This window comes from Streptomyces sp. NPDC017890 (assembly GCF_044328675.1).
Classification (GTDB): Bacteria; Actinomycetota; Actinomycetes; order Streptomycetales; family Streptomycetaceae; genus Streptomyces.
The window spans coordinates 1-15,772 of the sequence record NZ_JBIRHU010000005.1; the positions used below are offsets into that span (position 1 = coordinate 1).

The window sequence follows — 15,772 nt, forward strand, 5'->3', positions numbered from 1 at the left end:
ATGAGGAGCATGTTCTCCTCGCCGGTGATCAGGCCGTCGACGGCGGAGAACTGCCCGGTGACGCCGATCGCGGCCCGTACGGCCTGGGGGTCGGCGGCGAGGTCGTGGCCGGCGACCCGCGCCTGCCCGCCGTCGGCGGTGATGAGCGTGGAGAGGATCTTCACGGCGGTGGTCTTGCCGGCCCCGTTCGGCCCGAGCAGAGCGAAGACCGTTCCTTCGGGGACAGCGAGGTCGATGCCGTCGAGGACGGTCTTGTCGCCGTACGACTTGCGCAGCCCGTTCGCCGCGATGGCCAAGCTGGTCATGTGGGTGCTCCTTCTCCAGGCTGCGGGCTACAGGCTGCGGGCGGTGATGTCGCCGTGGGCGGTGGTCGCGTGGATGGTCAGACCGGCGGCGGCGCCGTCGGCGTTCTGGAGTGCGTTGTGGATCCGGCCGTAGGTGGTGCCGGCGTCCAGAGAGGCGGAGACTCCGCGGGCGGCGCCGACCGACACGTCGCCGGACTCGGTGCGCAGTACGACCGTGCCGCGCACGGCCTCGGTGATGCGGATGTCGCCCTTCTGAGTGCTGATCTCCGCGGGGCCGCCCAGACGGCCGACCGAGATGTCACCGGCGAGGAGGGTCAGGCGGGCGCTGTCGGCCTCGTCGAGCTTGACCGAGCCCTGCGCACCCTCGAAGGTGACGTCGCCGAGCCGCCCGACACCCCGGAACTCGGCGGCGGCCGCCTTCGCCTCGACGCGGGAGCCGGCGGGCAGTTGGACGGTCACCTCGACGGAGCCGGAAGGGCCGAAGGCCTGGTTCTTCGCCGCAGGGCTCTGGATCCGCAGGAGGCCGTCGCCGTACTCGACCCGGACCTGCTCCGCCGCCTTCACGTCGCGGCTCTTCGAGGCGTCCGAGGGCAGGACCTCGACCACGGTGTCGGCCCGGTCGGCGGCGATGAACTGCACGCGCCCCGCGGGGATGACCAGGACGGCGGAGACCGGGGCGGCGGTGTCGAACTTCTGCATTGCTTCCTCCTGCGACTCGTTGTTTCTGACGTTGGAAACGCTACGTTGCGTTCACGATGCGCGCAACGTACTTGTTGCAAGGTTTCTAAGTAGCCACAGGTGAGGGCAGGTGTTTCGTTGCAATGGTTTCGAGCCTAACGCAACAACTCCGGCTCGTTCGTTGCAATGGAGTGAGAGTGAACGCTAAGCTGTGGGCAACAGAAGCCACGAAGGAGGCCGCCGGTGCCGGGAGGCAGACTCACTCAGCAGGAACGCCAGCAGATCGCGCTGGGACTGGCCGACGGGCTCGCCTACGCCGAGATCGCCAGACGGCTCGATCGCCCGACCTCGACGGTCACGCGTGAGGTGATGCGCAACGGAGGCCCCACCGGCTACCGCGCCGACCTGGCCCACCGCGCCACAGAGCGCCGTACCCAGCGGCGCAGGCAGGCGGCACCGGCGCCGGAGGCGCCCGCGCAGGCCCACGGGCGCGACCCTGATGCGGTGCGCGAGTACGAGGAGGTGTTCACCACCGTCCTCATGGGGTCGGGCATGCCCAAGATGATGTCCCGGGTGATGGCCTGCCTCACCCTCACCGACGCCGGCAGCCTCACCGCGTCCGAGCTCGCCCAGCGCCTCCAGGTCAGCCCGGCGTCCGTCTCCAAAGCGATCGCGTTCCTCGAGAGTCAGGCCTTCGTCCGCCGGGAACGCGACGAACGCCGCCGCGAGCGCTACGTCGTCGACGACGACATCTGGTACCAGTCGATGCAGGCCAGCGCCCGCTCCACGGCCCACGTCGTCGAGACCGCACGGCAGGGCGTCGACATCCTCGGCCCCCACACCCCGGCCGCCGCCCGCCTGGAGAACATCGCCCGCTTCCTCGACTTCGTCTCCGAGAGCCTCGCCCGCGCCGCGGAGCAGGCCCGCGAGATCCTCCACACGAAACCTCAGGCGACCCCGGACGGCAGTGCCGAACCGAGTCCGGATCGCGCACAGGCGGCCGGGCGACCGTCCTGAGGGGGCACAGCCGGTGGTGCCCGTGCCGGACGGCTTCCACCTGAGCAGCCCCCCGCACTCCTACCGGCGCCCCACCGAGTCCCCCGGCTGGCTACGACGCCCTGCCTGCTCCTGCTACGACGCCCGGCCTGCTACGAGGCCTCCGTCGTCCGGGGCCGGCGGCGCATCAGGTACGCCGCCCCCGCGCCCGCGCCGAACAGAGCCACCAGTGACACCGCGGCCCCCAGCCACGTCGCGCCCAGCCACTGGCCGCCGAAGTAGCCGAGGGCGACGCTGTAGGCGGCCCAGGCCAGTCCGGCCAGGGCCGACCAGGGGAGGAACTCGCGGACCCGGCGGTGGGCGGCGCCCGCGACGAGAGAGACGACCGAGCGGCCGGCCGGGGCGAAACGGGCCAGTACGACCAGCGCACCACCGCCACGGGCGAGAGCTCCGCCGAGACGTTCCTGCGCCGTGGTCAGCCGACGGGAACGGGCGATCGCGCGGTCCAGCCGCGGTCCGCCGCGCCAGGCGAGGCGGTAGACCGCCAGATCACCGAGGACGGAAGCGGTCGCCGCGCACAGCGTCAGGACCAGGATGTCGGGGACGTCCTGCGGAACCCGCCCGGCGGCCGCCGCGCCCGCACCCGTGCCCGCGGCCGCCGCCGTGGCCGCCGTGATCACCAGGACACCGCTCGGCAGCACCGGCAGGAAGATGTCGAGGAGCACCGAGACGGCCACCAGCACATAGATCCATGGGCTGCTGACCAGCGAACCAATACTCCCCAGACTTTCGACCACCACAACTCCCCGTTACTCCCCCGTGGGCCGGGCCATGCCGCGAGACGCGGGGACGGCAGGGGCGGCCGATGACAGCCATACAGCGTACGCCTGGGGTGTGACAGACGGTTCACAGGGGCCTTGTGTTTTCGGCACGGAGCGTTCACCCGGCGGAAGCGACAGCGGCGCCTCCCGGTCCGGGGTGGCGCCGCTGCGGGTCGGTCAGGCCGCGACCGGCGTCTGCCGCTCCGTGGCGGCCTTCTCCTGTTCGGCGCTCCGCCGGGAGAACAGCCGGTCCAGGCCGAAGGCGCCGGAGCCGGTGAAGGCCAGCAGCAGGAAGGCCCAGCAGAACATGGCGGAGGCCTCGCCGCCGTTCTCCATCGGCCACAGGGCGCCCGGCTGGTGCACCTTGAAGTACGCGTAGGCCATGGAGCCCGAGGAGACGATCGCGGCGGCGCGGGTGCCGAGGCCGAGCATGACGAGGCTGCCGCCGACCAGCTGGATCACGGCCGCGTACCAGCCGGGCCAGGTGCCGGCCTCGACGGTGCCGCCGGTTCCCGAGGCGCCACCGAGGACGCCGAAGAGGGAGGCCGCGCCGTGGCAGGCGAAGAGCAGGCCGACGACTATGCGGAACAGGCCGAGGGCGTAGGGCTGGGCGCTGTCGAGGCGTCCGGACATGTGGGGGGTGCTCCTTCGGTCGGACCGGCCCGTGTGGGGCCGGTGGGGACGGAACCGAGTGGGGTGCCCACGTTAGGTGCGCCTTACGAGTACTTGCAAGTTCAACATTTGGCCATGACTTGGCGCACGATCGCCCTTCCGGTGCTGTCGCCCTCGCAGGTGGGAGCGCTCCCACGCGTACGGCGCAGGCCACCGGTGTGACTGGTTTCATACCCGGACCCGCCTCGGTCCTACCCGGACCCGCCCCGGTCCTACCCGGACCCGCCCCGGTCCTACGCCAGCTCCCTGTCCGTGATCGTCCGCAGGACGGTCGCCCCGTCGCGCTCCGCCCGTGCCTGCTCCAGCCGGAGCCGGGCCGAACGCCCCCGCAGGGTCAGCGTCATGAGCTGGTTGCCGAACCAGGGGCCGCCGGTCTTGCGCCAGCCGACCGCCGGCGGCGCACAGCGTCCGTGCCGGGCGATGCGCCGCCCGAGGGCACGCGCCGGGGCGCTCCAGCCGAAGCGGAAGCCGAGGCGGATCGAAAGCGGTACGGAGTTGTGGACGGGGGAGCAGGTCAGCTGCGCCACCCGGGCGTCGGGCGCGCGGCCGGGCCAGGACGGTTCGGCCACGTAGGCGTGGTGGACGTCGCCGGAGAGCACGCTCACCGTCGCGGGCGCCCCGGGGCCGGTTCCGGCCTCGGCGATCAGGTCGGCGAGGGCGTCGAAGGAGGACGGGAAGGCCGACCAGTGCTCCAGATCGGCCCCGCGTCTGATCCTCTCCCCGAGGCGTGCCCAGCGTGCGCCGCGCTCCCCGACGCACATCGCCGCGTTCCACGCCTCCACGTCGTGCACCAGGTGGGGCAGCAGCCAGGGCAGGGAGGTGCCGATCAGCAGATGATCGTACGCACTCTGCCCGTCGCCCCCGTCCTTGTCCCCGTCCTTGTCCTTGTCCCCGTCCTCGCCCCGGGCGCTTCCCCCGTTCCCGGCCTCGTGGGCCCCGGCCTCGTTGTCTCCGTCCCGGTGCTCGCCGCCGCCCCGCCCGTCCAGGATCTGTTCGCGCAGCCAGGCGGCCTCGCCCGGGTCGAGCATCGTGCGGCGGTCCTCATCGAGGACGCGGGCCGCGCGCGAGTCCACCATCACCAGCCGTACGCGGCCGAAGTCGCGCCGGTAGCTCCAGCGGACGGAGGCCGGGTCGGCGTCGGCCCGCGCGGCGAACGTGCGGAGCGCGTCGGTGCCGTCGGGGCTCTCGCGGACGGCCGCGTAGAGCGGGTCGGCGGCCAGCTCGTCCGGGGAGAGGTTGCCCAGCTGCTGGTACACCCAGTAGGACATCAGCCCGCTCAGCAGCCGCTCGCGCCACCAGTCCGTGGCCCGCATGTCGGCGAGCCAGGCGGCGGAGGTGTTCCAGTCGTCGATGACGTCGTGGTCGTCGAAGATCATGCAGCTGGGCACGGTGGACAGCAGCCAGCGCACCTCGGGGTCGAGCCACGACTCGTAGTAGAGGCGGGTGTACTCCTCGTAGTTGGCTACCTGGTCGCCGGGGGGCTCGTTCAGGTCGCGGCGGCCGGCGATCCAGTGGCGTGTGGCGTCGGAGATCTCGTCGGCGTACACCTGGTCGCCGAGCAGGAGCAGCAGGTCGGGCCGCGCGCCCTGCGGATCGGCGGCGATCCGGGCGGAGAGCGTGTCCAGCGCGTCCGGGCCCACCCGGTCCTTCCCGCCGGCCGGTGGCGCGGCCCAGCGGCAGGAACCGAACGCGATGCGCATCTCCTCGTGCACCGCCGGGGACGTGGTGATCACCGAGGGCGGGAAGCGCGAGTCGGGCGGCGGCCACACGCGCGCGCCGTCGAGGAGCACCTCGTACTCCGTCGCCTTGCCGGGTGTCAGACCGGTCACCGGGACCAGGGCGTAATGGTGCCCCGCGATCTGGAAGGTGGGGGTCGTGCCCCGGGCGCCGTCGGCGCAGCGCACCTCGGCGGTGCAGGGGCGGTTCGTCTCGACCCAGACGGTCGCGCACGAGCCGTCGGTGTATCTCAGCAGTGGTCCCAGGCGCAGACCGGCCATGGTGGTGCCTCCTCCGTCGCCCCGTACGGTACGGAACGACGGAGGCCGACGGGGGAGTTCCGCGCCGGACACCCGGTGACCGGACCGCCGATGCCTGGTGACCGGACTCCGATGCGCGGGCGCTTCACCGGGCGGCCGGGAGGTCAGCAGTTCGCGAGCCGGCTCTGCAGCGCCGACTTCTCGGCGGAGTCGACCGAGAGGTCGTAGTAGTACTTCACCTGGACCCAGGCGCGGACGTACGTGCACTGGTAGGCGCTGCGCGAGGGCATCCAGGTGGCCGGGTCCTGGTCGCCCTTGGACTGGTTGACGTTGTCGGTGACCGCGAGGAGCTGGGGGCGGGTCAGGTCATTGGCGAAGGACTGGCGCCGGGAGGTGCTCCAGGAGCCGGCGCCGGAGTCCCAGGCCTCGGCGAGCGGGACGAGGTGGTCGATGTCGACGTCGGAGGCGGCGGACCAGGTGGCGCCGTCGTAGGGGGAGTACCAGCTGCCCTTGGTGGCGGCGCAGGAGGAGTCGGTGACGACACCCGAGCCGTCGCGCTTGAGGACGGTTTCGCGGGTGTTGCAGGAGCCGGACTGCGTGATCCAGTGCGGGAAGAGGTCGCGGTCGTAGCCGGTGCGGTTCTCGGTGGCCACGGTGAGGGAGGCGAGGTAGCCGCGGGCGGTGGCGGCGCTGACCGGGGTGGGGAGGGCGGCGGAGGCGGCCGGGCCGTTGAGGAGCCCGGCGGAGGCTATGAGTCCGGTGAACGCGGCGAGGAAACCGAGCCGTCGACGCGCGTAGAACTTCGGCATGCGAACTCCCTTGGAGTGTGGGGGTGTTGGGACGCGGGCAGGGGAATGCTCGCGACGCCGCATGGCGCACAGGTGTGCGGTCGGTAAGAAGTTAGTGACGTGTGCATGGCACGTCTATAAGTGCGACGGGACTTTCGCCTCTCACGGCGCCCGGGACCTTCGCCTCTCGGGTCCGCTCGACGGCTCGCGTACTATGGACGGCGCAGAAGGGGAGTAGCTCTTCGCCGGACCGTCGACATACTGCTCAGCTCGTCTGAGCCGGCGCCCGGAGGCAGGTCTCGCACGCGAGGCCGGCCAGCGAGACCTTCGGCAAGCAGTGCACGCCCCCGCCGTACGGCAGGGGTGGACCGTGTGCTGCCGTGCCGAGGTGTCTTGCGTCGCGGATGGTGTGAAATCCGCGGGATCAGCACTCTCGGCGGGGCGGCCCCGACCGATAGAGGAACCCTTGATCAGCCTGACCGTGACGGCAGTCGTCTTCGGCGTCGTCTTCCTGGCCGAACTGCCGGACAAGACCGCACTGGCCGGCCTCGTCCTCGGCACCCGCTACCGGGCCTCGTACGTCTTCGCCGGCGTGGCCGCCGCCTTCGCGCTGCACGTCGTGCTGGCGGTCGCGGCCGGCAGTGTGCTGACCCTGCTGCCGCAGCAGATCGTGCACGCGCTGACCGGTGTGCTGTTCCTGGGCGGCGCCGCCGTGCTGCTGATGAGGAAGGACGATGAGGACGAGGAGATCCGCAAGCCGGAGGACCAGTCCTTCTGGAAGGTCTCCGGGGCGGGCTTCATGCTCATCCTGGTCGCCGAGTTCGGCGACCTCACGCAGATCATGACGGCGAACCTCGCGGCCCGCTACGACGACCCGCTCTCCGTCGGTCTCGGCGCGGTGCTCGCGCTGTGGGCGGTGGCCGGCCTCGGCATCGTCGGCGGCAAGGCCCTGATGAAGCGGGTGCCGCTGCGGCTGATCACGAAGGTCGCGGCGCTGCTCATGCTGGGCCTCGGGGTGTGGAGCCTGTGGGAGGCGGTCGCCGGGTGAGCTGCCCCCGACGGATCCGGCGGATCCGTCGGATCCGGCAGGCCTGGCGGGCCTGGCGGACCTGGGGGCCTGGCGGACCTGGGGGATTCACCGGATCCGGGCCCGCCGGATCTGGGGGCCCGCCGGATCTGAGGGCTCGGGGACGCACGAGCCGGGTGGCGTGCGAACCGAACGGTGCGTGAATGTTCGGGCGAGGTGGTGGCGCGATGCCCGGTATGTTTTGTACCGTGGATGAACAAAGTGGCTCCCGCCCGTTTCCCCTGACCGGCGGGCGGGGCCGCCTTGTATTCCGCCCCGCGCCTTGGAGTCTGCCGATGACGGCCACCACCACCGTTCTCACCGCCCGTGCACTGCTGCTGGACATGGACGGCACCCTCGTCAACTCGGACGCCGCCGTCGAGCGCGTCTGGCGGCGCTGGGCCGACCGGCACGGCCTGGACGGCGACGAGGTCATGAAGGTCGTCCACGGGCGGCAGGGCTATGCCTCGATGGCGCTGCTGCTGCCGGACCGGCCCATGGACCAGAACCACGCCGACAACGCGCGCATGCTCGCCGAGGAGACCGCCGACACCGAGGGCGTCGTCGCGATCCCCGGGGCGCCGGAGTTCCTCGCCTCGCTGCGCGGACTGCCGCACGCCCTGGTGACCTCGGCCGACGTGCCGTTGTCCACGGCGCGGATGGCCGCCGCCGGGCTCGCGCAGCCGGACGTCCGGGTCACCGCCGAGTCGGTCGGCGCCAGCAAGCCCGACCCCGAGGGCTTCCTCAAGGGCGCCGCCGAACTGGGGATCGCCCCCGCCGACTGCATCGCCTTCGAGGACTCCGGCGCCGGCATCGCCGCCGCGCGCGCCGCGGGGATGCAGGTCGTGGGGGTCGGCCCGCGGGCCGGTTCGCACGGGCCCGACGTGGTCGTGGAGGACCTGACGCGGGTGCGTGTGGAGGCCGGCGCCGACGGGACGCTGCGGCTGCACATCGGCTGACGGCGGCCGCGCACCCCGCCTGCGGTGCCCGCGCATCCCGCCTGCGGTGCCCGCGCACCTCGCCTACGGTGCCCGCGTCTCCGACTCCAGCTGGCGCCGGGTGTCCTCCCCGTAGACGCCGAGCTCGTCGGAGCGGATGCCGCGGGCCCACTGGTAGGTGCGGACCGAGTCCTCGACCTGGCGGTTGTAGTTGCCGTTGAGGTCGCCGGTGTAGAGGTACAACTGCGTCAGGCGCTGCTGGAGTTCGGCGACCTCGGGCCCCTGGTCGCCGCGGTGCAGAGTGCCGCCGCCGCCGGGGGTGTGTCCGTCGTCCTCGGACTGCTCCGTGGGGTCGTCGGCAGGCGTGGTCGTCGTGGTCCGTGTCGGCTCGGCCACCCGGGTCGGCTCGGCCGAGGTGCTCGACGCCGACGGGGACGGCGAGGGCGACGGGCTCGCGTCGGCGGACGCGGAGGCGGACGGGGACGGCGACGCGGAGGTCGGCCGTGCGGACGTGGCGCTCGCCTCGGGTGTCGCGGAGGCCGCACTGGCCGACGGATCCGGCACGCTCGCCCGGACCTCGTCCGGCAGCGCCCCGTCCCGCGAGGGTGACTCGTAGGAGAACAGCCCGCTCGCGTACCCGGCCGCGCCCACCATGACCACGACCGCCCCGGCGGCACTGAGCAGTACGCCGCGGCGCCGCCTGCGCGGCGGAGGCCCGCCGGTACCGTACGCGCCGTCCGCACCGGGCCCCACGGGCGCGGAGGGGGCGGCCGGCGCGGTGGCCGAGGTCTCGAACAGGCGCAGGTCGTGCGCGCTGGGCGGGCCGGCCGAAGGCGCCAGGGGCGTGGGCAGCACGGAGGTCGCCTCCATGGCGGCACCGGGCGGCTCGGTGCCGACGGCGCGCAGCGTCATGGTGGCGTCCGGGTCGAGCGCGGGGCCGGAGGTGGACGCGGCGGGCGCGGACGGGGGCGCCGGGGAAGCCGAGGACGCCGGGGACGCTGGTACCTCGGACATGGGCGTGCCGGACTCGGGTGTCCCGGGCACGGGCGTGCCGGACGCGGGCGTGCCGGACTCGGGTGTCCCGGACGCGGGAACACCGGGCATCGGCGCACCGGAGAAGGGTGCCGCCCCTGTCGGGGGCGTCGGCGGCCCCCCGGTGCCGTCCAGTTCGACGTACGGCCGTATGCGCAGCGGGTCGAAGTCCTCCGCCGCTGCCGCCTGTGCCGTACGCGCGTCGCGCAGGGCGTCGGACGCCCTCGACCCGCAGGCGCAGGAGGGCGTGTTGTCCGCCTTCCTGGGCGTTCCGCACTCCGGGCACGAGTGCCCCTGGGGCCGCTCCTGCGGCTCCTGCGGCGGCTCTTTGTGCTGTTCCACGCGTTCGTCCCTCCCCTCGCGACTCCCCTCGCGAACTCCAGAGATTATGCAGATCTCCTCCACACTCTCGCGCACACGCCCCCGGAGTACCGGTTCCCCACAGGACTGAACCGGCCAAATCGGGTCACACCGACCAGGATGGAAGGCGAGACGCCCGTGGGAGGACTTCATGGCGGGAGATGCGCGCGAAGCGACGGACCCGACAGCCCCGAGGGACCCGGCGACCCCGGCGGATCCGACGCGGCCCGCGGCGAACGGGGAGGGCCAGGAGCAGGTCTCCAGCGGCGTTCTCGTCTCGATCGGAGCCCTGCTCCTCGGCATGCTGCTCGCCGCCCTCGACCAGACCATCGTGTCGACGGCGCTGCCCACCATCGTCAGCGACCTGGGCGGCCTGGAGCACCTCTCCTGGGTGGTCACCGCGTACATGCTGGCCGCGACCGCCGCCACCCCGCTGTGGGGCAAACTCGGCGACCAGTACGGGCGCAAGAAGCTGTTCCAGACGGCGATCGGGATCTTCCTGGTCGGCTCCGCGCTGTGCGGCGTGGCGCAGAGCATGTCCGAACTGATCGCCTTCCGCGCCCTCCAGGGACTGGGCGGCGGCGGGCTGATGGTGCTGTCGATGGCGATCGTCGGCGACCTGGTGTCACCCCGCGAACGAGGCCGGTACCAGGGGCTGTTCGGCGCGGTCTTCGGCGCGACCAGCGTGCTCGGGCCGCTGCTCGGCGGAGTCTTCACCGAGCACCTGAGCTGGCGCTGGGTCTTCTACATCAACCTGCCCGTCGGCATCGTCGCGCTCGCCGTGATCGCGGCGGTGCTGCACATTCCGCGCCGGAGCACCCGGCACGTCATCGACTACCTCGGCACCCTGCTCATCGCGTCCGTCGCCACCTGCCTGGTACTGGTGGCCTCGCTCGGCGGCACGACCTGGGCCTGGGGTTCGCCGCAGATCATCGGCCTGGCGGTGCTGGGAGTCGTCCTGGCCGCCCTCTTCGTGGCCGTGGAGCGCAGGGCCGCCGAGCCCGTGCTCCCGCTCAAACTCTTCCGCGTCCGCACCTTCACGCTCTCCGCCGTCATCAGCTTCGTCGTCGGCTTCGCCATGTTCGGAGCGATGACCTACCTGCCGACGTTCCTCCAGGTCGTGCGGGGTGTCACCCCGACCATGTCGGGGGTGCACATGCTGCCGATGGTGGTCGGCCTGCTGCTGTCGTCGACCGTTTCCGGGCAGATCGTCAGCCGCACCGGCCGCTGGAAGGTGTTCCCCGTCGCGGGCACCGCCGTCACCACCCTCGGCCTGCTCCTGCTGCACCAGCTCGACGAGAACAGCGCGACCGCCGAGATGAGCGCCTATTTCTTCGTCTTCGGCCTGGGCCTCGGCCTGGTGATGCAGGTACTCGTCCTCATCGTGCAGAACGCCGTGGCGTACGAGGATCTGGGCGTCGCCACCTCCGGCGCGACGTTCTTCCGTTCGATCGGCGCGTCCTTCGGCGTGGCCGTCTTCGGCACGGTCTTCGCGGGCCGCCTCGGCGACAAGCTCGCGGACGCCTTCCGGGGCGCCGAACTCCCGCCCGGTGTCTCCGTGGACACCCTGAAGGCCGACCCGCGCGGCATCGGCGCCCTGCCGCCCGCGCTGCGCCCCGAGGCCCTGAGCGCCTACGCCTCCGCCATCACCGACGTCTTCCTGTACGCCGCCCCCGTCGCCCTTCTCGGCTTCCTGCTGGCCTGGTTCCTGAAGGAGGACCGGCTGCGCGGCTCCGTCAGGGCACCGGACGCCACGCAGACCCTGGCCAGCAACCCGGTGGAGCGGTCCTCGCGCGACGAGGTGTGCCGTGCGCTGTCGGTGCTCGGCACCCGCGAGGGCCGCAGGGAGGTCTACCGGCGGATCACCGCGCGGGCGGGCTACGACCTGCTGCCGGCGTCGAGCTGGATGCTGCTGCGGGTCAGGAAGTACGGCCGGGTCGAGCCGGCCCTGCTCGCCGAGCGCAGCCCTGTCCCGCTGACCGCCGTCATGGCCGCCGCCCGCCAGGTGGAGGAGCGGCACCTCGCCGTCCGCGAGGGCCCCGACCTGGTCCTCACCGAGCGGGGCCGCGAGGTCGCCGAACGGCTGGCGCTGGCCCGTGAGGAATCCCTGGCCGCGCTGCTCGGTGACTGGTGGGGCCCGGACCGCCCGACCGACCTGGTGCGTCTGGTGAAGGAACTCACCGGCGAGCTGTGCGGCTCGGAGCGGGAGCGCCCGCACGAGGAGCGCACACCGGCACGGGTCGGCTGAGCGCCCCCGGCCCGCGAGCTCCGCCGGGTCCGGGTCCGGGTCCATCGTCGGGTCCGCGAGCTCCGCCGGGTCCGGGTCCGCGAGCCTCGTCGGGTCCGCGAGCTCCGCCGGGTCCGGATCCGTGAACCCGTCAGGCGGCGTGCGGGAGTCGCTTCGCGAACCAGTGCTCGGCGTACGGGCCCTCGTTGTAGGCCTCGGTCTCTGCGTAGCCGAGCCGGGCGTACAGGGCACGGGCCTCGACGAGGTCGCCGCGCGTGTCGAGGACCATCCGCGAGGCCCCGAGCGCCCGTGCCGCGTCCTCGGCGGCCCGCACGAGCAGCGCGGCGCCGCCCCGGCCACGCATCCGCTCGTACAGGAACACCCGGGTCAGCTCGGCGGTGGTGTCGTCCAGCAGCCGTACGCCCGAGATGCCGGCCGGTTCGCCGCCGTACCGCGCGACCAGCAGCTGCCCCCGGGGCGGCACGAGGTCGGCGCCGGAGTGCGCGGCGATCTCCCGCTCCAGCTCGCCGGGGTCGGTGGGCCGTCCCTCGTGCAGCAGGTAGTAGCGGTCGCTGACCTCCGTGTAGTACGCGCGCCAGAGGGCGGCGGCGACGGGGGAGTCGTATGGTTCCGGGGCGATCGTCCAGGTCATGACCGGCATTGTCGGTACGGTACCGGCGCACTGTGCAAGCGTATTTTCCCACCGATGCGCCGTGGGCGCGAGCTGTGCGCCGTTTGAGGGCGGAGTCCGGGGCAACCCGAACAGCGAACCGGCCCGTTCGGAGAGCCGGCAGGGCCGAGAACCCGGAAGGCACTCATGTCCACAGGCGTGATCATCGCTTTGATCGTGATCGTGGCGGCCGTGCTCGTAGTCGCGGCCGTACTGGCCCTGCGTGCGCGGGGCCCCCAGCACGGCGGAAGCCTGAAGCGGCGCTTCGGGCCCGAGTACGACCGGGCCCTGGCCCGGCACGACGGCGACACCAAGGCCGCCGAGCGCGAACTCGCAGAGCGCGTGGAACGGCACGGTTCGCTGCACGAGAGGCCGTTGGAGCCGGCCGAGCGCGAGCGCTTCGAGGCGCGCTGGACCGCGGCCCAGGAGCGCTTCGTCGACTCCCCGCGCGAGGCGGTCGGCGAGGCGGACCGGCTGCTCGCGGAGGTGGCCGGCGCCCGGGGCTTCCCGGACGGCGGGCAGTACGAGGAGCAGCTCGCGGCGCTGTCCGTGCACCACGCCCACCACGTCGACGGCTACCGGCGCGTGCACCGCGTGACGCACGCGCGCGTGGACGGCGCGCAGGACAGCGGCGCGGGTACCGAGGAGATGCGCGAGTCCCTGGTCGCCGCCCGCGCGCTCTTCGACGACCTGGTACGCCCCGGCCGGCACGACGGAGGCCGGCTCCGCACCGGAACGGACGGTGACGGCCCCGTGCCCGCCCGCGCCCGCACCCCCCACTCCTGGTCGTTCAGCAAGCGCCAGCCGAAGGAGAGTTGAGCCACATGTCCGATGTGACCCGGCAGCCCGGCGGCACCCCCGCCCAGCGAGACAGGCAGATTCCCGACACCCGGGGCGAGGCACCCCTGGGCACCACCCCCGACACCCGGGGCGAGGCGCCCCTGGGCACCACGGCACCGCCGCGTGAGACGCAGCCGGCTCCCGGAGCCCGTGCCGACCACGCGGCGGGTGCCCGCAGCGAGACCGCCCCGGGACTGCGGACCGACAGCGACGGCCCGGAGGGCGGCACCGCCCGGTCCGCGCACGGTGGCGGCACGCTCGTGCCGCACGACGCGCTGGACGAGCTCGGGCAGCGCCTGCAGCACGCGGTGGCCGGCTTCGTCGACGCGCCGCGCGCCTCCGTGGAGGAGGCCGACCGCGTCCTGGAGGAGATCACCGCCCGCTTCACGGACGCCGTGACGCACCGCCGCCGCAGCCTGCGCACCTCTTGGCACGACACCGGCGCGGACGACCGCGCCACGAGCACCGACACCGAGCAGCTCCGCCTGGCCCTGCGGGACTACCGCGAGCTGTCGGACCGCCTGATGCGTCTGTGACGCGCCTGCTTCACCGCTCCGCCCGGCGCTCCCGCCACTGCCGTACGACCTCTTCGACGTCGTAGGGCTTCAGACCCAGCGGGGGGCCGGGCGGTGGCTTGAACATGACGTCGCGGATCTTGACGTTGATCTCCTCGACGATGCGGCGGACCACCCGCTCCGACGGGGCGTTCGCCGCCGCCTCCAGGGCGTCCTCCGCCTCCTTGCGCAGGGCCAGGGTGGGCGGCAGCACGGAGAAGCCCTCGCGGGCCATCTTCCGCTTGACCCACCACAGTTCGTCGTAGGTGCTGTCCACTTCGCTGGGCAGGGGTTTGCCCGCGCCGGGCAGTTGGGCGAACTCGCCGCGCGCGTCCGCATCACGGATCTGTTTGTCCACCCAGGACTCGAAGTCGACGCCAGGTGGCTTTCGCTCGGTCATGACCCCAGTGTGCCGGACATCGCGCCACCGGCCGATCTATCATGCGGCGGCGGTACGTCAACGAGGGACGTCTCAGGGTCCCTCTCGGGTCCCGGAAGGAGCGCGCGTGCTCGAACTGACCATGGCCGCCGTCACCGCGGCGGACGCGGGTGCCACGGCCGGCATGCGGATGGCCGACGCGCCCAGTGAGCCGGGGGCGGTGCTGCGGGTGGGCCGGGACGCGTCGGTGTGCCGGTTGTCGACGCCGGACGACTGGCTGTTCGTCTCCCGGGTCCACCTGGAGTTCCGGTGCGGTGCCGACGGCGCGTGGCAGCTGACCTGGCTGCGGGGCTCCCAGCCGGACCCGTCCTCGGAGGTCCGGCTCGTCGTCGACGGGCACGCGCGGTCCCTGGCCTACGGCGGCACCGTGTCACTGCCGAGGGGCGGCAGCGGCGAGATCGTGGTCCAGGACCGCGCGGAGCCGCGCAGCGTCAACGTCGGCTTCTACCACGAGGTGTGAGGCCGCGCGCCGGGGTGCCCCCCGGGGCGCGGGTGCTGCCGGGCTGCCCGGGGCGCGGGTGCTCAGGCCAGCACCCGCGCCAGCGCGAACCCGTCGTAGCCCTTGCTGCCGACCGTCTGGACGGCCGTACCGCTGAGTCGCGGGTGGCTGCCGATCAGCTCGATCGCGGCGCGGGTGCCGCGCACGTCGTCGGCGGTGTCGTCCGCGTCGGCCACCCGGCCGCCGCGGACCACGTTGTCGACGACGATGAGGCTGCCGGTGCTGGTGAGCTTGAGGGCCCACTCCAGGTAGTGCGGGTTGTTGGCCTTGTCGGCGTCGATGAAGACCAGGTCGAAGGGCGGCGGGTTCTCGTCGGCGAGCTCCGGCAGTGACTCGAGGGCGGGCCCCACGCGTACGTCGACGAGGGCGGCGACCCCGGCGCGGGCGATGTTGCGGGTGGCGACCTCGGCGTGCCGGGCGCTGTACTCCAGCGTGACCAGGCGGCCGTCGGCGGGCAGGGCGCGGGCCAGCCAGATGGTGCTGTAGCCGCCGAGGGTGCCGATCTCCAGGATGGTGCGGGCGCCCTGGATCTGGGCGAGGAGCTGGAGGAACTTGCCCTGGGGGGCGGTGACGTTCGCCTGCGGCAGCCGGGCGGCGTCGCTGTCCCTCAGGGCTGCCTCCAGCGGGTCGTCGTTCGGGCTGAGGTGGTGGGTGAAGTAGGCGTCGACGTCGTCCCAGAGCCGTGACTCGCTCATGTGGGGCCTCTCGCGTGCGTCGTTAGGCTTTCTAAGTAGGTGCGCTAACGAAGATAGCCCCGGAGCGGTGACGTGTCAGGGGATCACGCGGGCGTGTCCCGAGGGCAGCCGGGCGACGGTCCTCCATCCGGACGGACGCGATCAACGGACGCGATCAACGGACGCGATCCGGCAGCACCCCGGGGCCGGACTCCGGTCCCGGGGTGGACCTGCGGG

At 72.9% G+C, this 15,772-nt stretch carries 17 protein-coding genes; 7 read left to right on the top strand and 10 right to left on the bottom strand.

Annotation, left to right across the window (positions count from 1 at the left end):
* Both ACH4F2_RS07975 and ACH4F2_RS07980 read right to left on the bottom strand, forming a co-directional pair.
* The coding region (locus ACH4F2_RS07975) for an ATP-binding cassette domain-containing protein (protein ID WP_398131839.1) at window positions 1-305 on the bottom strand (305 nt) is incomplete at its 3' end.
* A 27-nt stretch (window positions 306-332) separates the two neighbouring features.
* Window positions 333-1,004, bottom strand: a complete 672-nt coding sequence (locus ACH4F2_RS07980) for a DUF4097 family beta strand repeat-containing protein (protein ID WP_398131840.1) — start codon at window positions 1,002-1,004, stop codon at window positions 333-335.
* Window positions 1,005-1,226: 222 nt separating this feature from the next.
* Between ACH4F2_RS07980 and ACH4F2_RS07985 the strand changes: the two genes are divergently transcribed.
* Entirely contained in the window at window positions 1,227-2,000 is a 774-nt protein-coding gene (locus ACH4F2_RS07985; RefSeq protein WP_398131841.1) for a helix-turn-helix domain-containing protein, read from the top strand.
* 131 nt (window positions 2,001-2,131) lie between these two features.
* Here the strand turns inward: ACH4F2_RS07985 and ACH4F2_RS07990 are convergent, their stop codons facing one another.
* The 4 genes from ACH4F2_RS07990 to ACH4F2_RS08005 form a co-directional block, all read right to left on the bottom strand.
* Complete coding sequence (locus ACH4F2_RS07990) at window positions 2,132-2,776, bottom strand: DedA family protein (RefSeq protein WP_398131842.1); 645 nt, start codon at window positions 2,774-2,776, stop codon at window positions 2,132-2,134.
* A 201-nt stretch (window positions 2,777-2,977) separates the two neighbouring features.
* Entirely contained in the window at window positions 2,978-3,433 is a 456-nt protein-coding gene (locus ACH4F2_RS07995) for a DoxX family protein (RefSeq protein ID WP_398131843.1), read from the bottom strand.
* Between the two features lie 272 nt (window positions 3,434-3,705).
* The gene (locus tag ACH4F2_RS08000) at window positions 3,706-5,469 is read right to left on the bottom strand and encodes an alkaline phosphatase D family protein (protein WP_398131844.1); all 1,764 of its coding nucleotides are present in this window, start codon (window positions 5,467-5,469) and stop codon (window positions 3,706-3,708) included.
* A gap of 143 nt (window positions 5,470-5,612) precedes the next feature.
* Entirely contained in the window at window positions 5,613-6,257 is a 645-nt protein-coding gene (locus ACH4F2_RS08005; protein WP_398131845.1) for an HNH endonuclease family protein, read from the bottom strand.
* Window positions 6,258-6,702: 445 nt separating this feature from the next.
* On the opposite strand from ACH4F2_RS08005, the gene ACH4F2_RS08010 reads away from it, so the two are divergent.
* The gene (locus ACH4F2_RS08010; RefSeq protein WP_398131846.1) at window positions 6,703-7,284 is read left to right on the top strand and encodes a TMEM165/GDT1 family protein; all 582 of its coding nucleotides are present in this window, start codon (window positions 6,703-6,705) and stop codon (window positions 7,282-7,284) included.
* Between the two features lie 314 nt (window positions 7,285-7,598).
* Window positions 7,599-8,261 (top strand): HAD-IA family hydrolase, encoded by a 663-nt coding sequence (locus ACH4F2_RS08015; protein WP_398131847.1) that lies wholly within the window; start codon window positions 7,599-7,601, stop codon window positions 8,259-8,261.
* A gap of 63 nt (window positions 8,262-8,324) precedes the next feature.
* Here ACH4F2_RS08015 and ACH4F2_RS08020 read toward each other — a convergent pair whose 3' ends face one another.
* A complete protein-coding gene (locus ACH4F2_RS08020; RefSeq protein WP_398131848.1) occupies window positions 8,325-9,614 on the bottom strand; it encodes a peptidoglycan-binding protein in 1,290 nt (429 codons plus the stop codon).
* 169 nt (window positions 9,615-9,783) lie between these two features.
* Here ACH4F2_RS08020 and ACH4F2_RS08025 point away from each other — a divergent pair, with 169 nt between their 5' ends.
* Window positions 9,784-11,880 carry a DHA2 family efflux MFS transporter permease subunit gene (locus ACH4F2_RS08025; protein WP_398131849.1) on the top strand — a complete coding sequence of 699 codons (2,097 nt, stop codon included), beginning with the start codon at window positions 9,784-9,786 and terminating at the stop codon, window positions 11,878-11,880.
* Window positions 11,881-12,010: 130 nt separating this feature from the next.
* On the opposite strand, the gene ACH4F2_RS08030 is transcribed toward ACH4F2_RS08025, so the two are convergent.
* Window positions 12,011-12,511 (bottom strand): GNAT family N-acetyltransferase, encoded by a 501-nt coding sequence (locus tag ACH4F2_RS08030; RefSeq protein WP_398131850.1) that lies wholly within the window; start codon window positions 12,509-12,511, stop codon window positions 12,011-12,013.
* A gap of 165 nt (window positions 12,512-12,676) precedes the next feature.
* Here ACH4F2_RS08030 and ACH4F2_RS08035 point away from each other — a divergent pair, with 165 nt between their 5' ends.
* Together ACH4F2_RS08035 and ACH4F2_RS08040 are read left to right on the top strand one after the other, a co-directional pair.
* Window positions 12,677-13,348 carry a hypothetical protein gene (locus ACH4F2_RS08035; protein WP_398131851.1) on the top strand — a complete coding sequence of 224 codons (672 nt, stop codon included), beginning with the start codon at window positions 12,677-12,679 and terminating at the stop codon, window positions 13,346-13,348.
* A gap of 5 nt (window positions 13,349-13,353) precedes the next feature.
* Window positions 13,354-13,905, top strand: coding sequence for a hypothetical protein (locus ACH4F2_RS08040; protein ID WP_398131852.1), 552 nt, complete (start codon window positions 13,354-13,356; stop codon window positions 13,903-13,905).
* 10 nt (window positions 13,906-13,915) lie between these two features.
* Here ACH4F2_RS08040 and ACH4F2_RS08045 read toward each other — a convergent pair whose 3' ends face one another.
* Complete coding sequence (locus ACH4F2_RS08045) at window positions 13,916-14,323, bottom strand: DUF1992 domain-containing protein (protein WP_279563602.1); 408 nt, start codon at window positions 14,321-14,323, stop codon at window positions 13,916-13,918.
* Between the two features lie 106 nt (window positions 14,324-14,429).
* On the opposite strand from ACH4F2_RS08045, the gene ACH4F2_RS08050 reads away from it, so the two are divergent.
* Window positions 14,430-14,822, top strand: a complete 393-nt coding sequence (locus ACH4F2_RS08050) for a hypothetical protein (protein WP_398131853.1) — start codon at window positions 14,430-14,432, stop codon at window positions 14,820-14,822.
* A gap of 62 nt (window positions 14,823-14,884) precedes the next feature.
* Here ACH4F2_RS08050 and ACH4F2_RS08055 read toward each other — a convergent pair whose 3' ends face one another.
* Window positions 14,885-15,556: an O-methyltransferase gene (locus ACH4F2_RS08055; protein ID WP_398131854.1), complete on the bottom strand. Its 672-nt coding sequence runs from the start codon at window positions 15,554-15,556 to the stop codon at window positions 14,885-14,887.
* Window positions 15,557-15,772 lie beyond the last annotated feature (216 nt).